Genomic DNA, 17,733 nt, shown 5'->3' with positions numbered 1-17,733 from the left:
GTCCGGCGGTACACCAACGCCACCGAGATTACCCAGCGCATGGTGGCGGAGCTGATTGACCATATCGACGTGTACCATGCGGAAAAGCAGGACGGCGTTACCACCCAGCACATCACCATCTATTATAACTGTATCGGCTCTTTCTCTGTCCCTGACCGCCGGAAAATCCCGGCTGAGGAGATCACCATGGGGACGAGAAAGGGAGTAGCCGTCAGCTACTCCCCGGAGCGGATTGCCGTATGAGATTTTGAGCAAACATAATGCGGAGTGTCCCACAAGGATACTCAAATCCTATAAGGACACTCCGCATGGTCCGAGTGACTGGAGTCGAACCAGCCTGACCTTGGTCCCAAACCAAGTGCCTAACCGATAGGCTACACCCGGATATTTAATTTTCCAATTGTGGTCAAACATGTGGTCAGCGCCGTTTTCCGACCAACTGCCGGTGTAAAAGCAAGGGTTCGCTCCGCTTAGTGTCACAGGAGTGTGCGGCATTCCAGACAATGCGTCATGGATGAGGAGACAATGCTCCCAAAGCAGGCACGCTGCCAACCGCTCTGCACCCCCGCATAAATTTCCCGGCGGCCTTTTCGGTACAGGCAGGCTCTCTTCCCCAAGAATCGGACCTGGGCTATATAATCATTTTACTAATTTATCCGCCAAAGTCAAGGCATAAAACACCGGCGGGCAAAATTTCGGCTCATGGCACAAAAGCCGCCCTGTTTGTGCTATAATAATTTCCAGAGACGGTACCCTTCTCTCAATTCTTCCAAAGGAAGGCGATTTTATGTGGGTAGTATTTGCGTTCGGCTCCGCGTTTTTCGCTGGGCTCACCGCCATTTTGGCAAAATGCGGTGTCCGCCGGACAGACTCCACCGTGGCCACAGCCATCCGCACCGCCGTCGTGCTGGCCTTTTCCTGGGGAATGGTGTTCCTCACCCGTGCTCCGTTCGGCCTGGGTGCTGTCGGAGAGAGGACGCTGCTGTTCCTGATCCTCTCTGGGCTGGCTACCGGGGCCTCCTGGCTGTGCTATTTCCGGGCGCTGCAATTGGGGGACGTGAACAAGGTGACGCCCGTGGACAAAAGCAGCACGGTGCTGACCATCCTCCTGGCCTTTATCCTCCTGGGGGAGCCTGTCGGCGTTTACAAGGCTGCGGGGCTCCTCTGCGTGGGGGTGGGGACATATTTGATGATTGAGAAGAAGGCGGCGGGAAAGTCGGGGCGAGAAACCGGCCTCTGGCTGCCCTATGCCTTGGGGTCCGCCGTGTTCGCCAGTCTCACAGCCATTCTGGGCAAGCTGGGCGTCAGCGGGGTGGATTCCAACCTGGCCACGGCTATCCGCACCGGCGTGGTGCTGGTGATGGCCTGGGTCATGGTTTTCGTCACCGGAAAAGCGGCCGCCCTCAGGGCGGTACCCCGGGAAGAGCTGGGTTTCATCTGCCTGTCGGGTCTGGCGACCGGGGCCTCCTGGCTTTGCTACTACCGGGCCTTACAGGACGGGCCCGCCAGCGTAGTGGTTCCTATCGACAAGCTGAGCATTCTGGTGACCGTAGCCTTCTCCGGCCTGGTGCTCCACGAGAAGCTGAGCGGCAAGGCGGCGCTGGGGCTGGCCCTGCTCACCGGGGGAACGCTGGTGATGCTCCGGGGCTGAACGGAACAAGCGGGCCATGCCGCAAGCCGGGGAGGCCATAAGGAAACGTTAAGCTACGGCGGAAACGGCGCAGCCGAAAGGCCGCGCCGTTTTGCTCACCGTTGTAAACAGCGGCAACCGCAAAACATGGCACATATTACTTTAAGCCTTTGCGCACGTTTGCCGGAGGACTTGTCCGGAGCGTAAACAACATACGCTCCAGGGTTCCATTGGACCGGCGGAGCGCCGGTCCAGCAGTCCCTATTTCAGGTATTTCTTCAATTTGAACGTGACCGCCTGAATATCGATCGGCTTTGCCAAATGGTCGTTCATACCGCGCTCCAGGCACCTTTGAATATCCTCCGAAAACGCGTCCGCCGTCATGGCAATGATGGGAATATCCGCGTCCTCCCGTTCCAGTCCCCGGATGGCCGCAGTCGCCTCGTAGCCGTCCATGACCGGCATCCGCACATCCATAATAATCGCGTCATAGTGCCCGGCCGGGGAGTTCCGGAATTTCTCCACACAGATCTCTCCGTTTTCAGCCCAGTCCAATTCCAGCTCAAGGATGGAAAGCAGCTCCCTTGCCACTTCCCAGTTCAGCTCGTTGTCCTCCGCCAGCAGAATGCGTCTTCCCTTCAGCACCACGTCATTCACTCGTTCGGCGGCGCCGTCCGCTGCCTCCGATGCCGCGGGCGCTGCCGCCTTTTCCAGATCCAGCACAACATGGAACTCGCTGCCCCGGCCCTGTTCGCTGCGGACAGAGATTGTCCCGCCCATGGCGTCCACAATGCACTTGGTAATCGCCATGCCCAGGCCGGACCCCTCTGTCTTCCGGACCCGGGTGTTGTCCTCCCGGCTGAACGACTCGAATATGACCTTCTGATACTCCTTTGACATGCCGATGCCCGTATCGCTTACCAGGAAGTGGGTACGGACCCGGGAGGCGTCCTCCGGCAGCGCCTCCTGATACACGGTCAGCTGAACGGCGCCCTTCTCCGGGGTGAATTTGACGGCGTTCCCCAGCAGATTGATCAGCACCTGATTCAGCCGCACACCGTCGCAACACACATTCTCCGACAGGATCTCCCGGGCAACCACCTTAAACTGCTGGTTTTTCGCCGTGACCTGGGGCTGCATGATATTGACGATGCTGTCCATCGCCTCCCTCAGCGACACCGGCTCCACATTCAGCGTCATTTTGCCGCTTTCGATCTTGGACATATCCAATACGTCGTTGATAAGCCCCAGCAAGTGCTTGCTGGACAGCGCGATCTTACCCAGGTAATCCCGAACGCGCTTCGGATCGTCCGTATTGTCCAGCGCCAAGGAGGTCATCCCGATGATGGCGTTCATGGGCGTGCGGATATCGTGGCTCATGCTGNANAGGAATTCCTGTTTCGCCGCGTTGGCCTGTTCCGCATCCTTCCGCGCCTGCTCCGCGGCTTTTCGCGCCGCGTCCATCTCCGCGTTGATGCGCGTCAGCTCCGACACCTGGTTCCGGAACAGCTTCAAGTACCGGAAGAATATGTAGAGGAGCATCGCAATCACCGCAAAGGAGGCGGCGTAGACGATGATGAGCCACCGGCTTCCCATGCCTGAGATGGCGTTATCCAGCCTTTCGAAGGGGAGAACCGTCACCAGATACCACTCGCAGTAAGGGAGATTGGTGCAGTATATATGGCGGCGCGATCCGCCGTTTTTCACAATCGTGGAATAATCCTCACCGGCGTTCATGGCGGCTTGCAGCTGTTCAATGCAGGCATCCGCCTCCATATCCTGCCCGGCAAAGATGTTGGTGAGCCTGTCAAAATAGTTTTCGTGGGCGTCTCCCTCGTTCCCGACCACATAGCTTCCGTCTTTCCGGATCACAAAGGAATAGCTCAACGACTGGTCCGAGTCCAGGAAGAGAACCTCGCCCATATATTTGGTGGAAAGCCCCACCACAAGGGCAAGGCTGCCTCCGCCGCTGGACATGGGATACTCACAGGGAACGCCGAACAAAATCACCCCGCCGCCGTCGCTGCCGGTGGCGGAGGCCGCTTTGCGCTCCCCGTTCCGCAGGCTCTCCAAAAAGGGCTCCGGGTGGTTGAGCTCCACGGGATCGCCGAAAATCATCTCACTTCCGCCGTCGGGCCCGTACAGGGCGGCGCACAAAAAATGCCTTGCCCTGGCGCCGTATTCGATGTCCTCCCTCGTTCCGTAACCGGACGCCCCATCCCCTGCCGCAATGCCCGCGATGGACTCCGCCATGGTCAGGCGAAGCTCAATGATCGTTTCAAAGTGCAGCGACACCTGCTCGTTCATTCCCGCCATATAGGCGGTGCCGATCTCCTCAATCGTGCTTTCGCTCATAGTGTGAATGGACGCTCCCAGGAGGGAAAACACGATAACCGTCAAACAAAGGATTACCACTATTCCGATTTTCAAAGACCGCGGCAAAGCCTTGCTTTTCATATCCGTTCCATCTCCACAGCTTGTCATAATTTATGCTATCCTCATGCGTGCGCCGTCCTAACGTCCCCTCAGTCCGTTCATAACCCGGAACATTTTGCGGACGTCCACCGGCTTTGCCAAATGTTCATCCATTCCCGCGTCCTTCGCCAGCGCCACGTCCTCCTCAAACGCGTTGGCCGACAGCGCTATAATCGGCACCGTCTTCGCGTCCGGCCGGTCCAGGCCGCGAATTACGCGGGCCGCCTCATAACCGCTCATCACCGGCANCATTAAATCCATCAGCACGCAGTCAAACCTTCCCGGTTCGGACGCCGCGAAGGCGTCCACGGCGGCCTTTCCGTCATTGGCGGTCACCACCTCCGCGCCCGCTTCCCCAAGAATGTACTCGACAATTTCGCAGTTAAGCGCGTTGTCCTCCACCNGGAGGACCCGCATTCCGGAGACGTCGCCCTGCGCATCGCCATCCTTCTCCGCGGGTTCTTCCTCCCACGCCTCGTCGACGCGGATAGGCAGGGTGATTTGGACCACGCTTCCCCTGCCGGGCTGGCTGTCCACCGAAATGGCCCCCTTCATCTGGTCCACCAGCTTCTTCACGATGGACATGCCCAGGCCCGTGCCGTTATAGTTCGTCCTCGCGCCCTGGTGCTCCTGGGTAAAGGGCTCGAAAATGTGATTCTTGAAGTCCTCTCCAATGCCGATTCCCGTATCTTCAACGACGAAGCGGCAGCTTGCCGTCCCCTCCCGGAAGGCAGTCTCCTCCGCCCGCACAAATACGGAGCCGTTGGGCCGGTTATATTTGAGGGCGTTGTCAATGACGCTCATCAGGATCTGCTTTAAGTGAAGCGGATTCCCCATCACCCTGCTGTGCCGCAGGCCGGTCGTCTCCAGCTCCAAACGGATTCCCCGCTCTTCCGCCTGGTGGGACAAAATCGTAATACAATCTTTCAGCACGGCGCAAAGGTCAAAGGGCTCCACCACCACGGTCGGCCTCCCGCTCTCCAGATTGCTCACCTGAAGAACATCGTTTACCAGGGACAGCAGATGCTCGGTTGACACGCGGATTTTTCTCTGGCACTCTTTTTGCCGCTCCGGGTCATCCCGGCTGTTTTCCAGAATGGCCAGCATTCCCAAAATCCCGTTGATGGGCGTGCGGAGGTCGTGGGACATGTGGGAGAGAAACTCGCTTTTTGCCGAGTTCGCCCGCCTCACCCGCTCCAAAAGCTCCATGATGGACTGTTCCTGCTTTTTCCTCGTCACCATGGTTTCCGTGATGTCCTGATGGTATCCGTTCAGGCACGCGCCCGGTTTTTCAAACGTCTTGTCCGGCACGCCGCCGCAGCGGACANAAATTCTCCCAAGGGCCGGGTGATTCCAGGGATAGATGACCTCGGCGCGTCCGGTATCCAGTATTGCCCGCACAGCCTCCTGGACCATCTCCACATAGTCCGGCTCAATGCGCTCAAACCAGTGCCGGTAGCACTCCTCCGGCCCGATTTCATCCGGCACCCCCAGGAGAATCCGCATAGTCCGGTCCGGGTACAGCCTGGGCCGGCAGCCCTCTTCCAGCTCGATGGTCCAGATGCCGGTTCTGGCGCCCTCCAGAATGTCTTCCAGGCTCCGTCTGGCCTCCAGCTTGTATTTCTNTTCCCGCTCCACCAGGGCGTTGACATCCCGCAGGGCAAAGATCGCGCAGTTCTCCGCGGCCGTCCTCTCCGTAGCGGAAAAGTGAATCTCCAGATACTTTAGTCCCGAGAAGTTGTCCTTCACCTGATACCGGACCGAGAATTTTTTCTTTTTCCTGAGCTTTGCCAGCACATAGTCCTTCTCCGTCATGGCGCGGAGACGCTCCTGCCCCTGGGGGACCACGCATTTGGAGATATACCGCTCCATAGCCGCCTGATAGCCGTCTTTAAAATGAGCGGCCCAGTCCAGGCCCAGCCCCTCGCTGCTGCGGTACACCTCGCATTCGCCCGTGTCGAAGTTCACCTCGTAAATGCCCAGGTAGTCCACGCTGAGGGCATGGAGCACGTTATAGCTCCGCTTTTGAAGCTCCCGGAACAGGTTGCGCCGCTTCAGGGAGGACACGATAAAGTACGCCGCCGTTTGGAGCATATTCGACGCATACTCCAGCGACTTCACGGGGGGATTGTCCACGCCGTAAAAGCCGATGATCCGCTTCCCGTCGTACAGGGGCACCACCACAAGGGAGTGGATGCCCTGCCGCTTCAGGTTCTCATACTGAAGCGGCTCCGTCTGCCGAATATCCTCCACGTTCTTTATGACAATGTGCCTGCCGACGCTGAAATTCCGGTACCAGCTGGCGCACACCTCCCGGGGGACATTTTGAAGGTTCTCCTGTTCCGGTTCCACCCCGGCGTCCACCCACTCATAGGTGTTGTCGTCGCCGCCGGACTCGTTCTGCTCAAAGATATAGGTCCTCTCTCCTTTCAGCGCTTTTCCCNGGTGCTCCAGCAGCACCCCAAGCGACTGATCCGGGGTCTCCTCCAGCAAAGCGACACGAAGTCCCTCGTTGATAATGGCCTCCAGATTCTGAACGCTTCGCATGCCGCTGTGCTGCTCATGAGCCTCTATGATCGGAGCGCCTTCTCCAGCCGGTAAACGTCCCCCTGCACAATCCATACGCCTGTCCTCCGCTTTCTCCTCACAGCTTCGCTCCAAAAGTCAGAAAATCTCTGTCATAATACCATACCTGCGCAATTACGTCAATGAGAAGAAACGAAAATCATAGTCATTGTAAAAACCGGCCGCTTCCAACAGGTTTTCATAATCACGCCCACCGGCGCCGCCTGGTTTTTAAGCCGCAAAAAGCCCACGAAAATTCACGGAATTTTCGTGGGCTTTCCAGCACCCCTGCCTGTATCTACACCGTCCCGTCATGGGCCGCTGTTTGGAAAAAGGGAACCGCCGCGTCGTCCCGCCGCATAAACAGCAGTCCGAAGGACCCGGGACCGCAGTTGCTGGCGATGGCGGAGGACGCCTTTTGCAGATAGACCCGCTCAAAAGGACAGTACTGCTGCACCAGGCTTTGAATAAACCGGAGCCTCTTTTCATCCATCCCGGAGTATGTAATGAATAAAATACGCCGGTCAATGTTCCCGGTATTCTGGAGCGTCCGCTTGACATANTTTTTCGCCGCATGGGAAAAGCTGCCTATCTCCATCCGGCTGACCACCATCCGGCTCCTCTTCAGCGCCAGGACCGGATGCAGCAGCAGCGCGTCACAGAGAATCTGGATGCGCTTCGGTATCCGGCCGGACTGGCACATCATGTGGGTGTTGTTGATGATAAACGCGGAGGAAATGAAACGCTCCATCCGCTTCACCGNTTCCAGGATTTCCTCCTTCGCGGCATGATGCTCCGCCATATAGGCCGCGCACAAAACCACCAGCCCCATGCTGCTGGAGAGGTGCCCGGAATCAAGGACTGTGACGTTTTCAAAGGATTTCGCCGCCTCACAGGCATTTTGATAACCGTCGCTTACGTGCCTTGCCATTGTAATATGAATGACGTTCTGCGCCTCCGTCAGCTTCTCGGCAAAGAAACGCTCGTAGTCCTCCACCTCGGGAGGATGGGAATAGCCCTTCCGCCCCCCGGCAATATGCGCCAGCAATTCGTCCGGACTCAGCTCCGCCCCGTCCAGGAACCGCCCTTCTTCCGTACAGACGTAATACGGGCATACGGAAAGGCTGAACTCTTTCCGGAGGGATTCCGGAAGGTCGCACACGCTGTCCGTTGTGACCAGGATGGAGCGCCTTTGTGCCTGCTCGAAGATCAGAATGTCTTTTTCGATGTCCTCCTGCTGGGCTTCCTCGTTCAGATTCACCAGACCCTTGGGGAGGATGCTCAGCACAGCCGCCTCCAGCAGCGCGCCGCTGACCGGCTTGGCCAGATAGCCGCTGAAGCCCTCCTTTCGATAGAGAAGCTGGTTGTCGCTGCCCGCGTTGGCGGTCAGCGCCACCACGGGCACGTCCTGGCACAGGCCGCCCGGCTGGACCCGCAGGGCGTGGAGGCACTCGATTCCGTCCATTTCCGGCATCAGGTGGTCCATGAGAATGCAGTCATAATGGTGGTTCTGGGTCAGCCGCAGGCATTCGGCCCCGCTGTGGGCCATGTCAATCTGGATTTGGGTCTCCGCCAGCAGCTTCTTCACCACCATCAGGTTCATTTCGTTGTCGTCCACCACGAGAATATGCGCGTCCGGCGCCTCAAAGCTCCGCCGGTACACTTCGCCTTCCCGCACACGCGCCCGGGAGGCCAGCGTAAACGTCCCCAGCTCCTTCTCGTCCACGATGTCTTGATCCAGGACGACCACAAACTTGGAGCCCTTGGTATAGACGCTGTTTACGCTGATCTCGCCGCCCATCAGCTCCACCAGCTGCTGAACGATGCTGAGCCCCAGTCCCGTCCCCTCAATATAACGGTTTTTCTCCTCGTCCACCCGCCGGAACGCGTTGAAAATATAGGGAATATTCTCCTTCTTCACGCCCTGGCCGGTATCCTCCACGGAATACCAGACCCGCATGCNGTTGACCCCCTGCCGCTCACACCGGACGGACAGGGTAACGGAGCCTTCGCTGGTATACTTCACCGCGTTGTTCAGCAGATTGATCAAAATCTGCTTGATNCGCACCTCGTCTCCGCAGAGCATGCTGGGAATGGAGGAATCCACATGGAGCTTAAATTCCAGGCCCTTTTCCTTGGCCTTGATCCAAATCATATTGACGATTTCCGAAAAGAGCGCGCCGGTCTCATAGGAGACGTTGACAATTTCCATCTTCCCGGATTTGATCTTGGAGATGTCCAGGATGTCGTTAATCAGGGAGAGCAGCAGCTTGCTGGCCCCCTGGATATTCCGGGCGTTCTCCGCCACCTCCGCCGAGATGTCCTCCCGCAGGATGATCTCATTGAGTCCGATGATCGTGTTGATGGGCGTGCGGATCTCGTGGCTCATGCTGGAAAAGAAGTGATTCTCCGCCCGGTTCAGCTCCTCGATCTCCTTTTTCTGCCGCTGCGAGAGGGCATTCTCCTCCTCATACATCCGGTTCAGGAACATGAGCAGGATGCTGGTGAGCAGCCCCACCATAATCATGGAAAAGGCGGAGTCAAACAGCGCGTCGTGCTGCGTATTCGGCGCGGCAAGGGCCGGATAGTAAAAGGCGGTGCCGTAGCAAAGCAGCGTCTCCGCCGTACAAAGTCCGAAAAAGACCGCCCTGCGCCTTCCCTGCAAGGTGATGCAGACGTAGATGAAGCAGAGCACAAACCACTCCGGCACACCGCTGTAAAAGCCGCCCGCGGAAAAAAAGGTGATGGGAAACAGCGTAAGCAGCAGTATCGCAATGAGCGTGGCGCCCATGTGAATCCGTTTTTTCCGAATGCTGATCTTGACGATTGCCGCCATGAGGGCCAGGCTTGCCAGCATAATCAGCACGTTCCAGAGGCTTCTGCCCATGGGCAGGGTAAACGCAATGGCGATCATGCAGACGCCGGTCACAATGCGGAACATTCGCTCGCGGAGGCTGATCCTGTGATCGGTAATAATCTCAAACCATTTTTTTATCACGAAGTCTTCCACTCCTCAGAACTCGACATTTTCAAGAAGAGGGCCGGGCGCCGTCAAAGCCCCNNGGCAATCTCCGCGCAGAGCGCCTCGTGAGCCCGCAGCAATGCGGCGTGACGCTCCCGGATGAAATCCGCGTCGCCCCGTTTCCCCGCCATCTCCAGCTCCTTGGCCTGGGCGGAGAGCGCCTCCGCCCCAATGGTCAGGGAGGTGCTTTTCAGCGCGTGAACCTTCACGGCGTAATCCGTCCAATTGGCGCTTTCATACAAGGCGGCGATCTCCGCCCGCTTTTCCGGCCCCTGGGCGCAGAACATCCGCAGCATTTCCAGATAAAAGCTCTCGTCCCCGGCGCAGTAGTCCAGGCCCAGCTCCGTGTTGACGCCGGCCTTTGCAAGATGGTCATAGGAGGGGACGGGCCCGCCGGACGCCTCCGGGACCTCCGCCGGGGCCTCCGGTGCGGCCGCGGCGGCCTGGGGAGCCGGGGCCTTCTCCGCCGAGGGGGCCTCCGCCCCCACAGGCGCGCCCTTGCTTGTGGGCCTCTCGCTGTATTGGATGCAGCTCTTGGGCAGGACCTTTCGGAGCACCCGTTCCAGGACGGTGCGCTCAATGGGCTTTGGGACAAACTCCGTAAAGCCCTCGCTGCGGAACATCTCCCGGGCGCCGCTGACGGTGTTGGCGGTCAGCGCAATCACCGGAAGGTCCTGATACACGCCGTTTTTAAGCTCCCGGATTTTTTTCAGCGTCTCCACGCCGTCAAACCCGGGCATNATGTGGTCCAGGAACACGATGTCATAGGAAGTGCCGCTGCACAGCGCCACCGCTTCCCGTCCGCTCAGGCAGGTGTCTACCTCAATTCCATAGCTTCCANGAACGCCCTTGGCCACCACGAGGTTCATCTCCTCGTCGTCCACCGCCAGAGCCCGGATGCCCACGCAGTTGAAGGGCTTCCGGCCCGCGGCCTGATCCTCCGCGAAGCCCCGTTCTCCGGTTTCCCCATTCAAAAGGTTCGCCACGGAAAGCGCGGAGAAGGGCTTGTGCATAATCGCGAGACGGCTTTCCCGGCTCAGGTTAAACTCCCGCTCCGCGATTACGACGACCCGGATAGTTTCCGCCAGTTCCTCATAATATGCGGGGTTCTCCATATATTCCGACTGTACGATAAACACATGGGTCAGCTTATGGCTGCGCTGCACCTTGAGAAGGCCCTCAAAATTATGTACCTGGTAGCCCTTCGCGCCAAGCCCCATCACCAGGCTTTGAATCAGGCCGTCATAGTACTCCCGGACCTCGTCGCAGCTGTACTTTTCCGGCCTGAAATAGCACGCAATGCAAAGCTGCTCCGGGTGGTTGAGCTCAATGCACGGCCGCTCGTCCGCCACGCCCTGGGGAATCACGATATGCGCGGACAGGCCCTCCTGTTCTCCGCTGGCGAAGTGAAGGAAGCCGCCCATGGCGTTCAAAAGCCCCTGGGCGATGGGAAGCCCGAGGCCCAAGCCGCCCGCGAAGCGGCTGCTGCTGGAATCCGCCTGGTAAAACACGTCGTACATCTGCGTCAGCTGGGAACTTGTCATGCCGATGCCGGTGTCTCGGATATCAACGATCAAATTGATGCCATAGCTTTCCCGGCGGCAGCCTATGCGGACGTTTACGCCGCCTTCCTCCGTAAATTTAATGGCGTTTTCCACCAGGATTTTGAGCACATGGGAAATTTTCTCCGCATCCCCCACCAGGGCCGCCGGCATCTTCGGGTCGATGTCAAACACCAGCTCCAGGTGCTGGCGGTTGCTTTGCAGCGCGGTCATGGTAATGATGTCGTTCAGCACCGAGGTGATCATGTATTCTTTTTTGGCGGAAGTCAGCGTGCCCTCCACAATCTCCGTATAGTCCAGCATATTGTTAATCTGGTTGGACAGGCGCTTCCCCGCCATTTTGATGGAGGACATGTCCGCCCGGATATCCGGGGGGAGCTCCTTCCCCAGCGCCACCTCGCTGATTCCGATGACCATGTTGATGGGGGTGCGGAGCTCATGGGATACGTTGGACAAAAAGACGGCGTTCTGCTTTCCCGCCGACTCCAGCTCCGCAAATATCCGGTCATACCGCTTCCGCTGCGCATTCCGCCGGTTGACCCAGTACAGCGCCAGCGCCGTGCTTCCAAGGGTCACGATGACGCCAAGCGCCAGGTGAAACGCGTCCTGGAGACTTATCCGATGGGAAATGGTACGGAGGATCAGGCCATGATATGCCAGCACCAGCGCGTACAAGGCCGCCGCCGCGTACAGAATCCACTTCTTGTTCAGCACAAACAGCGCCAGAATCAGAATGCAGGCCACGGCGGGCAAATCAAAAAGACTGGATTCATGCACACCGAAAAAGAAGAATTCGATAAGCATCAGTCCAGCGCATAAATTATCAAACAGCGTGTTTGACCCAAGCCGCCCGATGTGCAGAAACCATACGACGAAACAAGCGACTGTCATCAGCGGAAGCGTCCAAAATTCCCACGATAGAAACAGCGTAATCAGCCCCAGCAAGCCGCTGAACACGGTAACTATGACCGCCAGCAGCAGATGCTGGCTTGTCTGCTCCTCCGCCCTCATGCCTTTTCAAACTCCTGCGCCACCCGTTTGATCAGCTCCTCCGGACGGTAGGGCTTTTTCAGATAATTCACGGCGCCCAATTTAATCGCGTTTTGGACGTCCTCTTCCAGCCCCGACGCCGTCAGGAAGATCACCGGGACCGCCACAGCGGCCTTTTTCATGCGTTCAAAGGTCTCAATGCCGTTCATGCCCGGCATGTCTATATCCAGAAGGACCATGTCGACTTTCTCGTTTTGTACCTTTGCCAGCGCCTGGATCCCGGAGTCCGCCAGAACCACGTCGTACTCTTTCCCAAGGATGATCCTGGTCCTTGCCAGGTTCATATTGTCGTCATCGACCACTAAGATGCGCTTTTTCATACAATTGCCTCCCTGTTGTGCTGCTGGGGTCCGGAGCCCCACGGGGTCTATTGTAAAGGAAGCCCGCGGGAAAATCAAGCCCGTATTTTCAGTCCCGGGAAGCAAACAGGCAGTAAGAGGAAACTACGCCAGCGATGGGTCTTATTTTCCAGTTGTGCGTAGAAGGAAACGGAAAAATCGCCCGGATGTTGAAAGAGCGATGGATGCGTTTGTAGTGGTCAAAATTAAAGCTGCCAGGAACCGACTGCTGAGCCAGCAGGCCGGCTTTTCCTAACGGTCAAAAATGCCCGCGTGGTTTAAGCGCCTCCGGCGCTGCCGGCAGGCTCGGAAAGGCTCCCCGCCGGAGCAAAAAAGGCGGCGCGAACAAACCGTTCACGCCGCCTCCGAGCTCTGTTTTTAACTTAGCTGGAACTTGCTCACCAAGCTGTTCATCAGCAGGGACTGCTCCGTCAATTCCTGCGAGGTAGCGGCGCTTTGCTCCGAAGTGGCGGAGGTGCTTTGAATAACGGAAGAGATTTGGTCGATCCCCTCGGTCACCTGCGAAATCGCCGCGGTCTGGCTTTCTACCGCCTCTACGACCGCGTCCACTTTTATCGTCACGTTTTCCGCGATGGAGTTGGTTTTGCCCAAGGATTCCGTTACCTTTGCAACCACCTGGCCGCCCTCCGCGACAGCGGTGATGGACCCCTCTATCAGCTCCTTGGTAGCCTTGGCCGCCTCGTCGGACCTGGACGCCAGATTCCGCACCTCATCCGCCACCACGGCAAAGCCCTTTCCCGCGCTGCCCGCCCGGGCGGCCTCCACGGCGGCGTTCAGGGCCAGGATGTTGGTCTGGAACGCAATGTTTTCAATGGTATCGATAATCTTGCCGATTTCCGTGGAGGAACCGGATATTTTCTCCATAGCGGCGTTCAGCTCTTGCACATAATCCACGCTGACGCCCAGCTGCGCGCCTGCCTGAGCCACAAAATGCCCGGCCTCCTCTGCCGCAGCCGCGGTCTGCCTGGCGTTCTCCGCGATGCTGTCGGCGGTGGCGGAGAGCTCCTGAATCGCGCTGGCCTGCTCCGTGGCCCCCTGGCTCAGGGACTGCGCGCCGTTGGATACCTGAACGGCGCTGCCGGCCACGGCCCCGGCGGACCGGCTGATTTGGGAAAGCGTGTCCTTCAAGGAACTGTGGATGGCCTTGATGGACTGCTCCATGGTTACAAAGTCGCCCCAATATGTACGCGTGATCGTTTCGCGGAAATCTCCCCGCGCCATTTTGCCCAAATGGTGGGACACATCCTGCGCCACGTCGTTCAAACGGGACAGCATGGTTTCCAGCGCCCTTGCCAGCTGGGCGGTTTCATCCTTGGATTTTACGCGGGGGGACGGGGTATGCAGATCTCCGTCGGCCATCTTCTCAAGCCGGGCAACGCAGGACTGAATGGGCCCGGAGATGGATTTGCCCACTTTGACTGCCACGGGGAATGTGGCGAGCACAACGAGAACGACCACCAGGATCGTCAGCAGAATGCTTCGGTCCAAGGAGGATTTGAGTTCCCGCTGGCTGGTCTCAATGGCGATGCTCCACTCCTGATTGCCGTCAATGGGAGCGAAGCCCACAAATTTGTTGTCGCCATAGAAATTATACGCCCCGAAGCCGGTTTCCCTCTGGACCATGCGCTGATTCACAGCCGCTACATCCGCCACGCCGGGGTCCGTTTTTGCGGCTTCAATCATGTTGGAGCCCTCTTCTACAATAGAGGCCTCCCGGTGGCCAATGACATTGCCCTTATTGTCCAGCACATAGGCAACGCCGTCGCTGCCTATGGACAAATTTATTACAATGTCCGACAGAAAATCGGCGCTGATTCCGCCATAGACCACGCCGTCAAAGCGGCCATTGGTGATGATGGGGACCTCCAGCAGGAAGATCATCCGCTGTCCGTCGTTCATAATGTCGGAGATATAGGGTTTCTCGGCAGCCTTGCACTGCTGAAAATAATCTTCCTCCGCGTAGCTGTATCCCGTGGAAGAAAACCCGGAGGCGTCCATTTTGCCGACGTAAAGAAAGCCGTTGCGCTGGGCGATATCATCTCGAAGCGGGACCAGCTCCGGATCGGTCGGGTCAGATTCCCGGAAAATATCAGAGGCGGCGGCCTCTTGGAGCGCCGTCCAGTAGCTCCCCATTTTCCACTCCACAGCGTCTGCGGCCATCTGCGTGGCGGGACCCAAAGTCTTTTCCATGACATCGTCAATTCCGCTGGCATTCAGCAGGGCCGTAATCACGCCGATCAGTGCCGAGCCTATCAGCACGACCGACAACATACTGATTTGGATTTTTGATTTGATCGACTTCATACATGACCTTCCTTTTATCTGCTTTTTATTTGGGGCAGGGGAATGCGCTTCTAACAATATATACGCATGCAATTTTTGCCGCACCCCAAGTCCTTGATATTCTAGCATGAAGCCGCCAAATATTCAATATGGATTTTTGCTTTGCCGGAAAACTTGTTTTCCGCGTTTACCAGATAAGGTACAATAAAATGCGCAAAAAAAGACAAGGTTTGCAATCCCTGGTAGAATGAAGTCGTGACACACCATTCTGAAAGGAGAAAGCAAACCATGTCTGAGAAGATTGTACAGCTAAATGAGGGAGTAATCAAGGGGCAGCTGAAGGAACTGGTACGTGGCCGCGTGGAAGAAACGCTAAACGAGCTGCTNGAGCAGGAGGCGGAGCAGCTGACCCAGGCGGCCCGGTACGAGCGTAGCGAGGCCCGACAGGGATACCGCAGCGGTCACTATGACCGAAACCTTACCACGGCCTCTGGGGACGTCACGCTGCACGTGCCCCGGCTGAAAGGGGTGTCGTTCGAGACAGCCATCATAGAGCGGTACCGTCGGCGGGAGAGCAGCGTGGAGGNGGCACTGATCGAAATGTACCTGGCAGGCGTATCTGTACGCCGGGTGGAGGACATCACCGAAGTTCTGTGGGGCAGCAAGGTATCCCCGGCGACGATCAGTGAACTGAACAAGAAAGCCTATGTCCATATCGAGGACTGGCGGAATCGTCCTTTGCAGGGCGGACGGTATCCCTACGTCTATGTGGACGGAATCTACCTGCGGCGCAACTGGGGCGGAGAGTACGAAAATGTGGCGATTTTGGTTGCGATTGCGGTAAATGAAGACGGATACCGTGAGGTTTTAGGCGCCGCCGAGGGAATGAAAGAGGACAAGACCGGTTGGGTGAATTTTTTCCAGTGGCTGAAAGGCCGGGGCCTGGACGGCGTGCGGCTCATCGTTGGCGACAAGTGCCTGGGTATGCTGGAAGCTGTGGGAGAAGTATTCCCTGACGCCAAATACCAGCGCTGCACCGTCCATTTTTACCGCAATGTGTTTTCCGTTGTTCCTCGTTCCAAGGTGAAGCTGGTGGCCAAGATGCTCAAGGCGATCCATGCCCAGGAGAGCAAGCAAGCCGCCCGTGAAAAGGCCAAGGCTGTGATGGCCCAGCTGAGAGAGATGAAGCTGAAGGAGGCCTCTAAGAAAGTGGCGGATGGCATTTATAGTTATGTCATTCTCGGTCAGATAGTTGACTGCCTCGGCAAAATGTTTGAGGTTCCCAATCCTGGCCTTTTGGCTCCACGCTCCGGCGNTCCTGGCGTTGTAATAGGCAACTAGGCACTGTTCACATAAGCAGAATAGTGGTAGAATAGAAGAATGGAATTACGAAAAGAACAATACGAAAAAATAGCAGAGAGCTTTCCCAAACAGCGGAAACCAGCAAAAATAAGTAACCTGGACGTGCTGAATGCGGTGCTGTACGTAGTGGAAAATGGGTGCAAATGGAGGAGCTTGCCCAAAGAATACGGAGATTGGCACGTAATTCATGTCCGAGTAAACCGCTGGGCGAAAAAAGGTGTGTTGGAAAAGGCATTTCTGCGTTTGCAGCAACTTGGAATCATCCAAATTTAAGGAAATGTGGTAAGTTTGGATTCTACCTGCATCAAGGTGCACCCGGATGGAATGGGTGCTTTGAAAAAAACGGTACTCAATCCATCGGAAGAACACGGGGCGGATGGAACACCAAACTTCATATGGTCGCCGCATCTGATCGAGATGGGGTNATTCTGTCGTTGTCCGCTGGAAACTGCGGCGATGGTCCGGAGGGGCGTGCCCTTTTGCGGATGTTTGGCCCGGCGGACTATCCAGTTTACCTTTTGATGGATCGGGCCTATGAGGGGGATAAGACCAGGGCTTTAGCAGTGGAACTTGGTTATACACCTGTTGTCCCGCCCAAACGTAACCGCAAAGATCCTTGGGAATATGATAAAGAACTGTACAAGCAGCGCAATCAGGTTGAGAGGCTTTTTCGCCGTATTAAACGTTTTCGCCGCATTTTCACCCGCTATGATAAGCTTGATGTTATCTTTTTGGCCTTTGTTTATTTTGCACTTATTGTTGACACACTTATGTGAACACTACCTAGAAGCCCGATGGCCGAGTTTGTGATGAAGGATCTGGTGAAAAAAGCGGGACTGGAGGACCAATTCCAAATCGCCTCCGCCGCTACCAGCACCGAGGAGATCGGCTGTCCGGTTTGTCTCCCAGCCCGCCAGAAGTTGGCGGAGCACGGCATCTCCTGCGCCGGAAAAACCGCCCGGCAACTCACAAGGGCCGACTACGCCGGATACGATCTCCTGATCGGCATGGACTGGGCCAACATCCGCAATATAACCCGCATCTGCGGCGGCGACCCGGAAGGGAAAATCAAGCTGCTGATGGAGTTTACCGACCACCCCGGCGATGTAGCAGATCCGTGGTACACGGGCGACTTCGACGCCACCTGGCGGGATGTGCTGGAAGGCTGCCAAAAGCTGTTGAAGTATATTTCAAATCTAAGTAAGGGATGAAATCAGAGGTAATGCCATATGATTCGTTCTAAGAAAACCGCAATCATAACTGTTCAGAACGTCCCCGTGACAATTCTTAACTTGGACCAGCAGGAATACATCAGTCTGACCGATATGGCAAAAGCCCGTACAGATTCCTCCAGAGCCGCAGACGTAATCAAAAACTGGCTGCGAACCCGTTCCACGTTGGAATTTTTGGGAACATGGGAGGTTC

At 57.0% G+C, this 17,733-nt stretch carries 11 protein-coding genes, 1 tRNA gene and 1 pseudogene; 6 read left to right on the top strand and 7 right to left on the bottom strand.

Translation table 11 applies throughout. The features are described from left to right. On the top strand, positions 1-243 hold a 243-nt coding region (locus JX325_RS04670), incomplete at its 5' end, for a DUF4368 domain-containing protein (RefSeq protein WP_204790011.1). A 66-nt stretch (positions 244-309) separates the two neighbouring features. Here the strand turns inward: JX325_RS04670 and JX325_RS04665 are convergent. Further along, positions 310-384: transfer RNA gene (locus JX325_RS04665), tRNA-Pro, on the bottom strand. 403 nt (positions 385-787) lie between these two features. Between JX325_RS04665 and JX325_RS04660 the strand changes: the two genes are divergently transcribed. Continuing rightward, positions 788-1,651 (top strand): EamA family transporter, encoded by an 864-nt coding sequence (locus JX325_RS04660; RefSeq protein ID WP_204790010.1) that lies wholly within the window; start codon positions 788-790, stop codon positions 1,649-1,651. A gap of 240 nt (positions 1,652-1,891) precedes the next feature. On the opposite strand, the gene JX325_RS04655 is transcribed toward JX325_RS04660, so the two are convergent. From JX325_RS04655 to JX325_RS04630, 6 genes are all read right to left on the bottom strand, one after another. Continuing rightward, complete coding sequence (locus JX325_RS04655) at positions 1,892-3,985, bottom strand: ATP-binding protein (protein WP_243413924.1); 2,094 nt, start codon at positions 3,983-3,985, stop codon at positions 1,892-1,894. Positions 3,986-4,144: 159 nt separating this feature from the next. Continuing rightward, positions 4,145-6,652 (bottom strand): ATP-binding protein, encoded by a 2,508-nt coding sequence (locus JX325_RS04650; protein WP_243413923.1) that lies wholly within the window; start codon positions 6,650-6,652, stop codon positions 4,145-4,147. A 316-nt stretch (positions 6,653-6,968) separates the two neighbouring features. Further along, positions 6,969-9,668 (bottom strand): DegV family protein, encoded by a 2,700-nt coding sequence (locus JX325_RS04645; protein WP_204790005.1) that lies wholly within the window; start codon positions 9,666-9,668, stop codon positions 6,969-6,971. A gap of 53 nt (positions 9,669-9,721) precedes the next feature. Then, positions 9,722-12,265: a hybrid sensor histidine kinase/response regulator gene (locus JX325_RS04640; protein WP_204790003.1), complete on the bottom strand. Its 2,544-nt coding sequence runs from the start codon at positions 12,263-12,265 to the stop codon at positions 9,722-9,724. Then, positions 12,262-12,624, bottom strand: a complete 363-nt coding sequence (locus JX325_RS04635) for a response regulator (protein ID WP_204790001.1) — start codon at positions 12,622-12,624, stop codon at positions 12,262-12,264. Before JX325_RS04635 ends, JX325_RS04640 begins: the two co-directional genes overlap by 4 nt. 396 nt (positions 12,625-13,020) lie before the next feature. Further along, the gene (locus tag JX325_RS04630) at positions 13,021-14,967 is read right to left on the bottom strand and encodes a methyl-accepting chemotaxis protein (protein WP_204790000.1); all 1,947 of its coding nucleotides are present in this window, start codon (positions 14,965-14,967) and stop codon (positions 13,021-13,023) included. 234 nt (positions 14,968-15,201) lie between these two features. On the opposite strand from JX325_RS04630, the gene JX325_RS04625 reads away from it, so the two are divergent. The 4 genes and pseudogenes from JX325_RS04625 to JX325_RS04610 form a co-directional block, all read left to right on the top strand. Next, a complete protein-coding gene (locus tag JX325_RS04625; protein WP_279380506.1) occupies positions 15,202-16,287 on the top strand; it encodes an IS256 family transposase in 1,086 nt (361 codons plus the stop codon). A gap of 39 nt (positions 16,288-16,326) precedes the next feature. Then, positions 16,327-17,084 (top strand): annotated as a pseudogene (locus JX325_RS04620) (IS5 family transposase). Positions 17,085-17,102: 18 nt separating this feature from the next. Next, a complete protein-coding gene (locus JX325_RS04615) occupies positions 17,103-17,519 on the top strand; it encodes a low molecular weight protein-tyrosine-phosphatase (RefSeq protein ID WP_204789999.1) in 417 nt (138 codons plus the stop codon). A gap of 18 nt (positions 17,520-17,537) precedes the next feature. Beyond that, positions 17,538-17,733, top strand: a 196-nt coding sequence (locus tag JX325_RS04610) for a KilA-N domain-containing protein (protein ID WP_204789997.1), incomplete at its 3' end; no start/stop codon positions are given.

The sequence above is a fragment of the Oscillibacter sp. CU971 genome (assembly GCF_905219725.1).
Lineage (GTDB): Bacteria > Bacillota > Clostridia > Oscillospirales > Oscillospiraceae > Oscillibacter.
Note: the sequence above shows the minus strand (reverse complement) of the source record. Positions and strands in the feature narration are given on the sequence as shown.

Excerpts from the sequence above, each read along its gene's own strand:
- JX325_RS04630 (WP_204790000.1), bottom strand. The coding sequence starts at position 14,967 with ATGAAGTCGATCAAATCAAAAATCCAAATCAGTATGTTGTCGGTCGTG.
- JX325_RS04615 (WP_204789999.1), top strand. The coding sequence starts at position 17,103 with ATGGCCGAGTTTGTGATGAAGGATCTGGTGAAAAAAGCGGGACTGGAG.
- JX325_RS04660 (WP_204790010.1), top strand. The coding sequence starts at position 788 with ATGTGGGTAGTATTTGCGTTCGGCTCCGCGTTTTTCGCTGGGCTCACC.
- JX325_RS04635 (WP_204790001.1), bottom strand. The coding sequence starts at position 12,624 with ATGAAAAAGCGCATCTTAGTGGTCGATGACGACAATATGAACCTGGCA.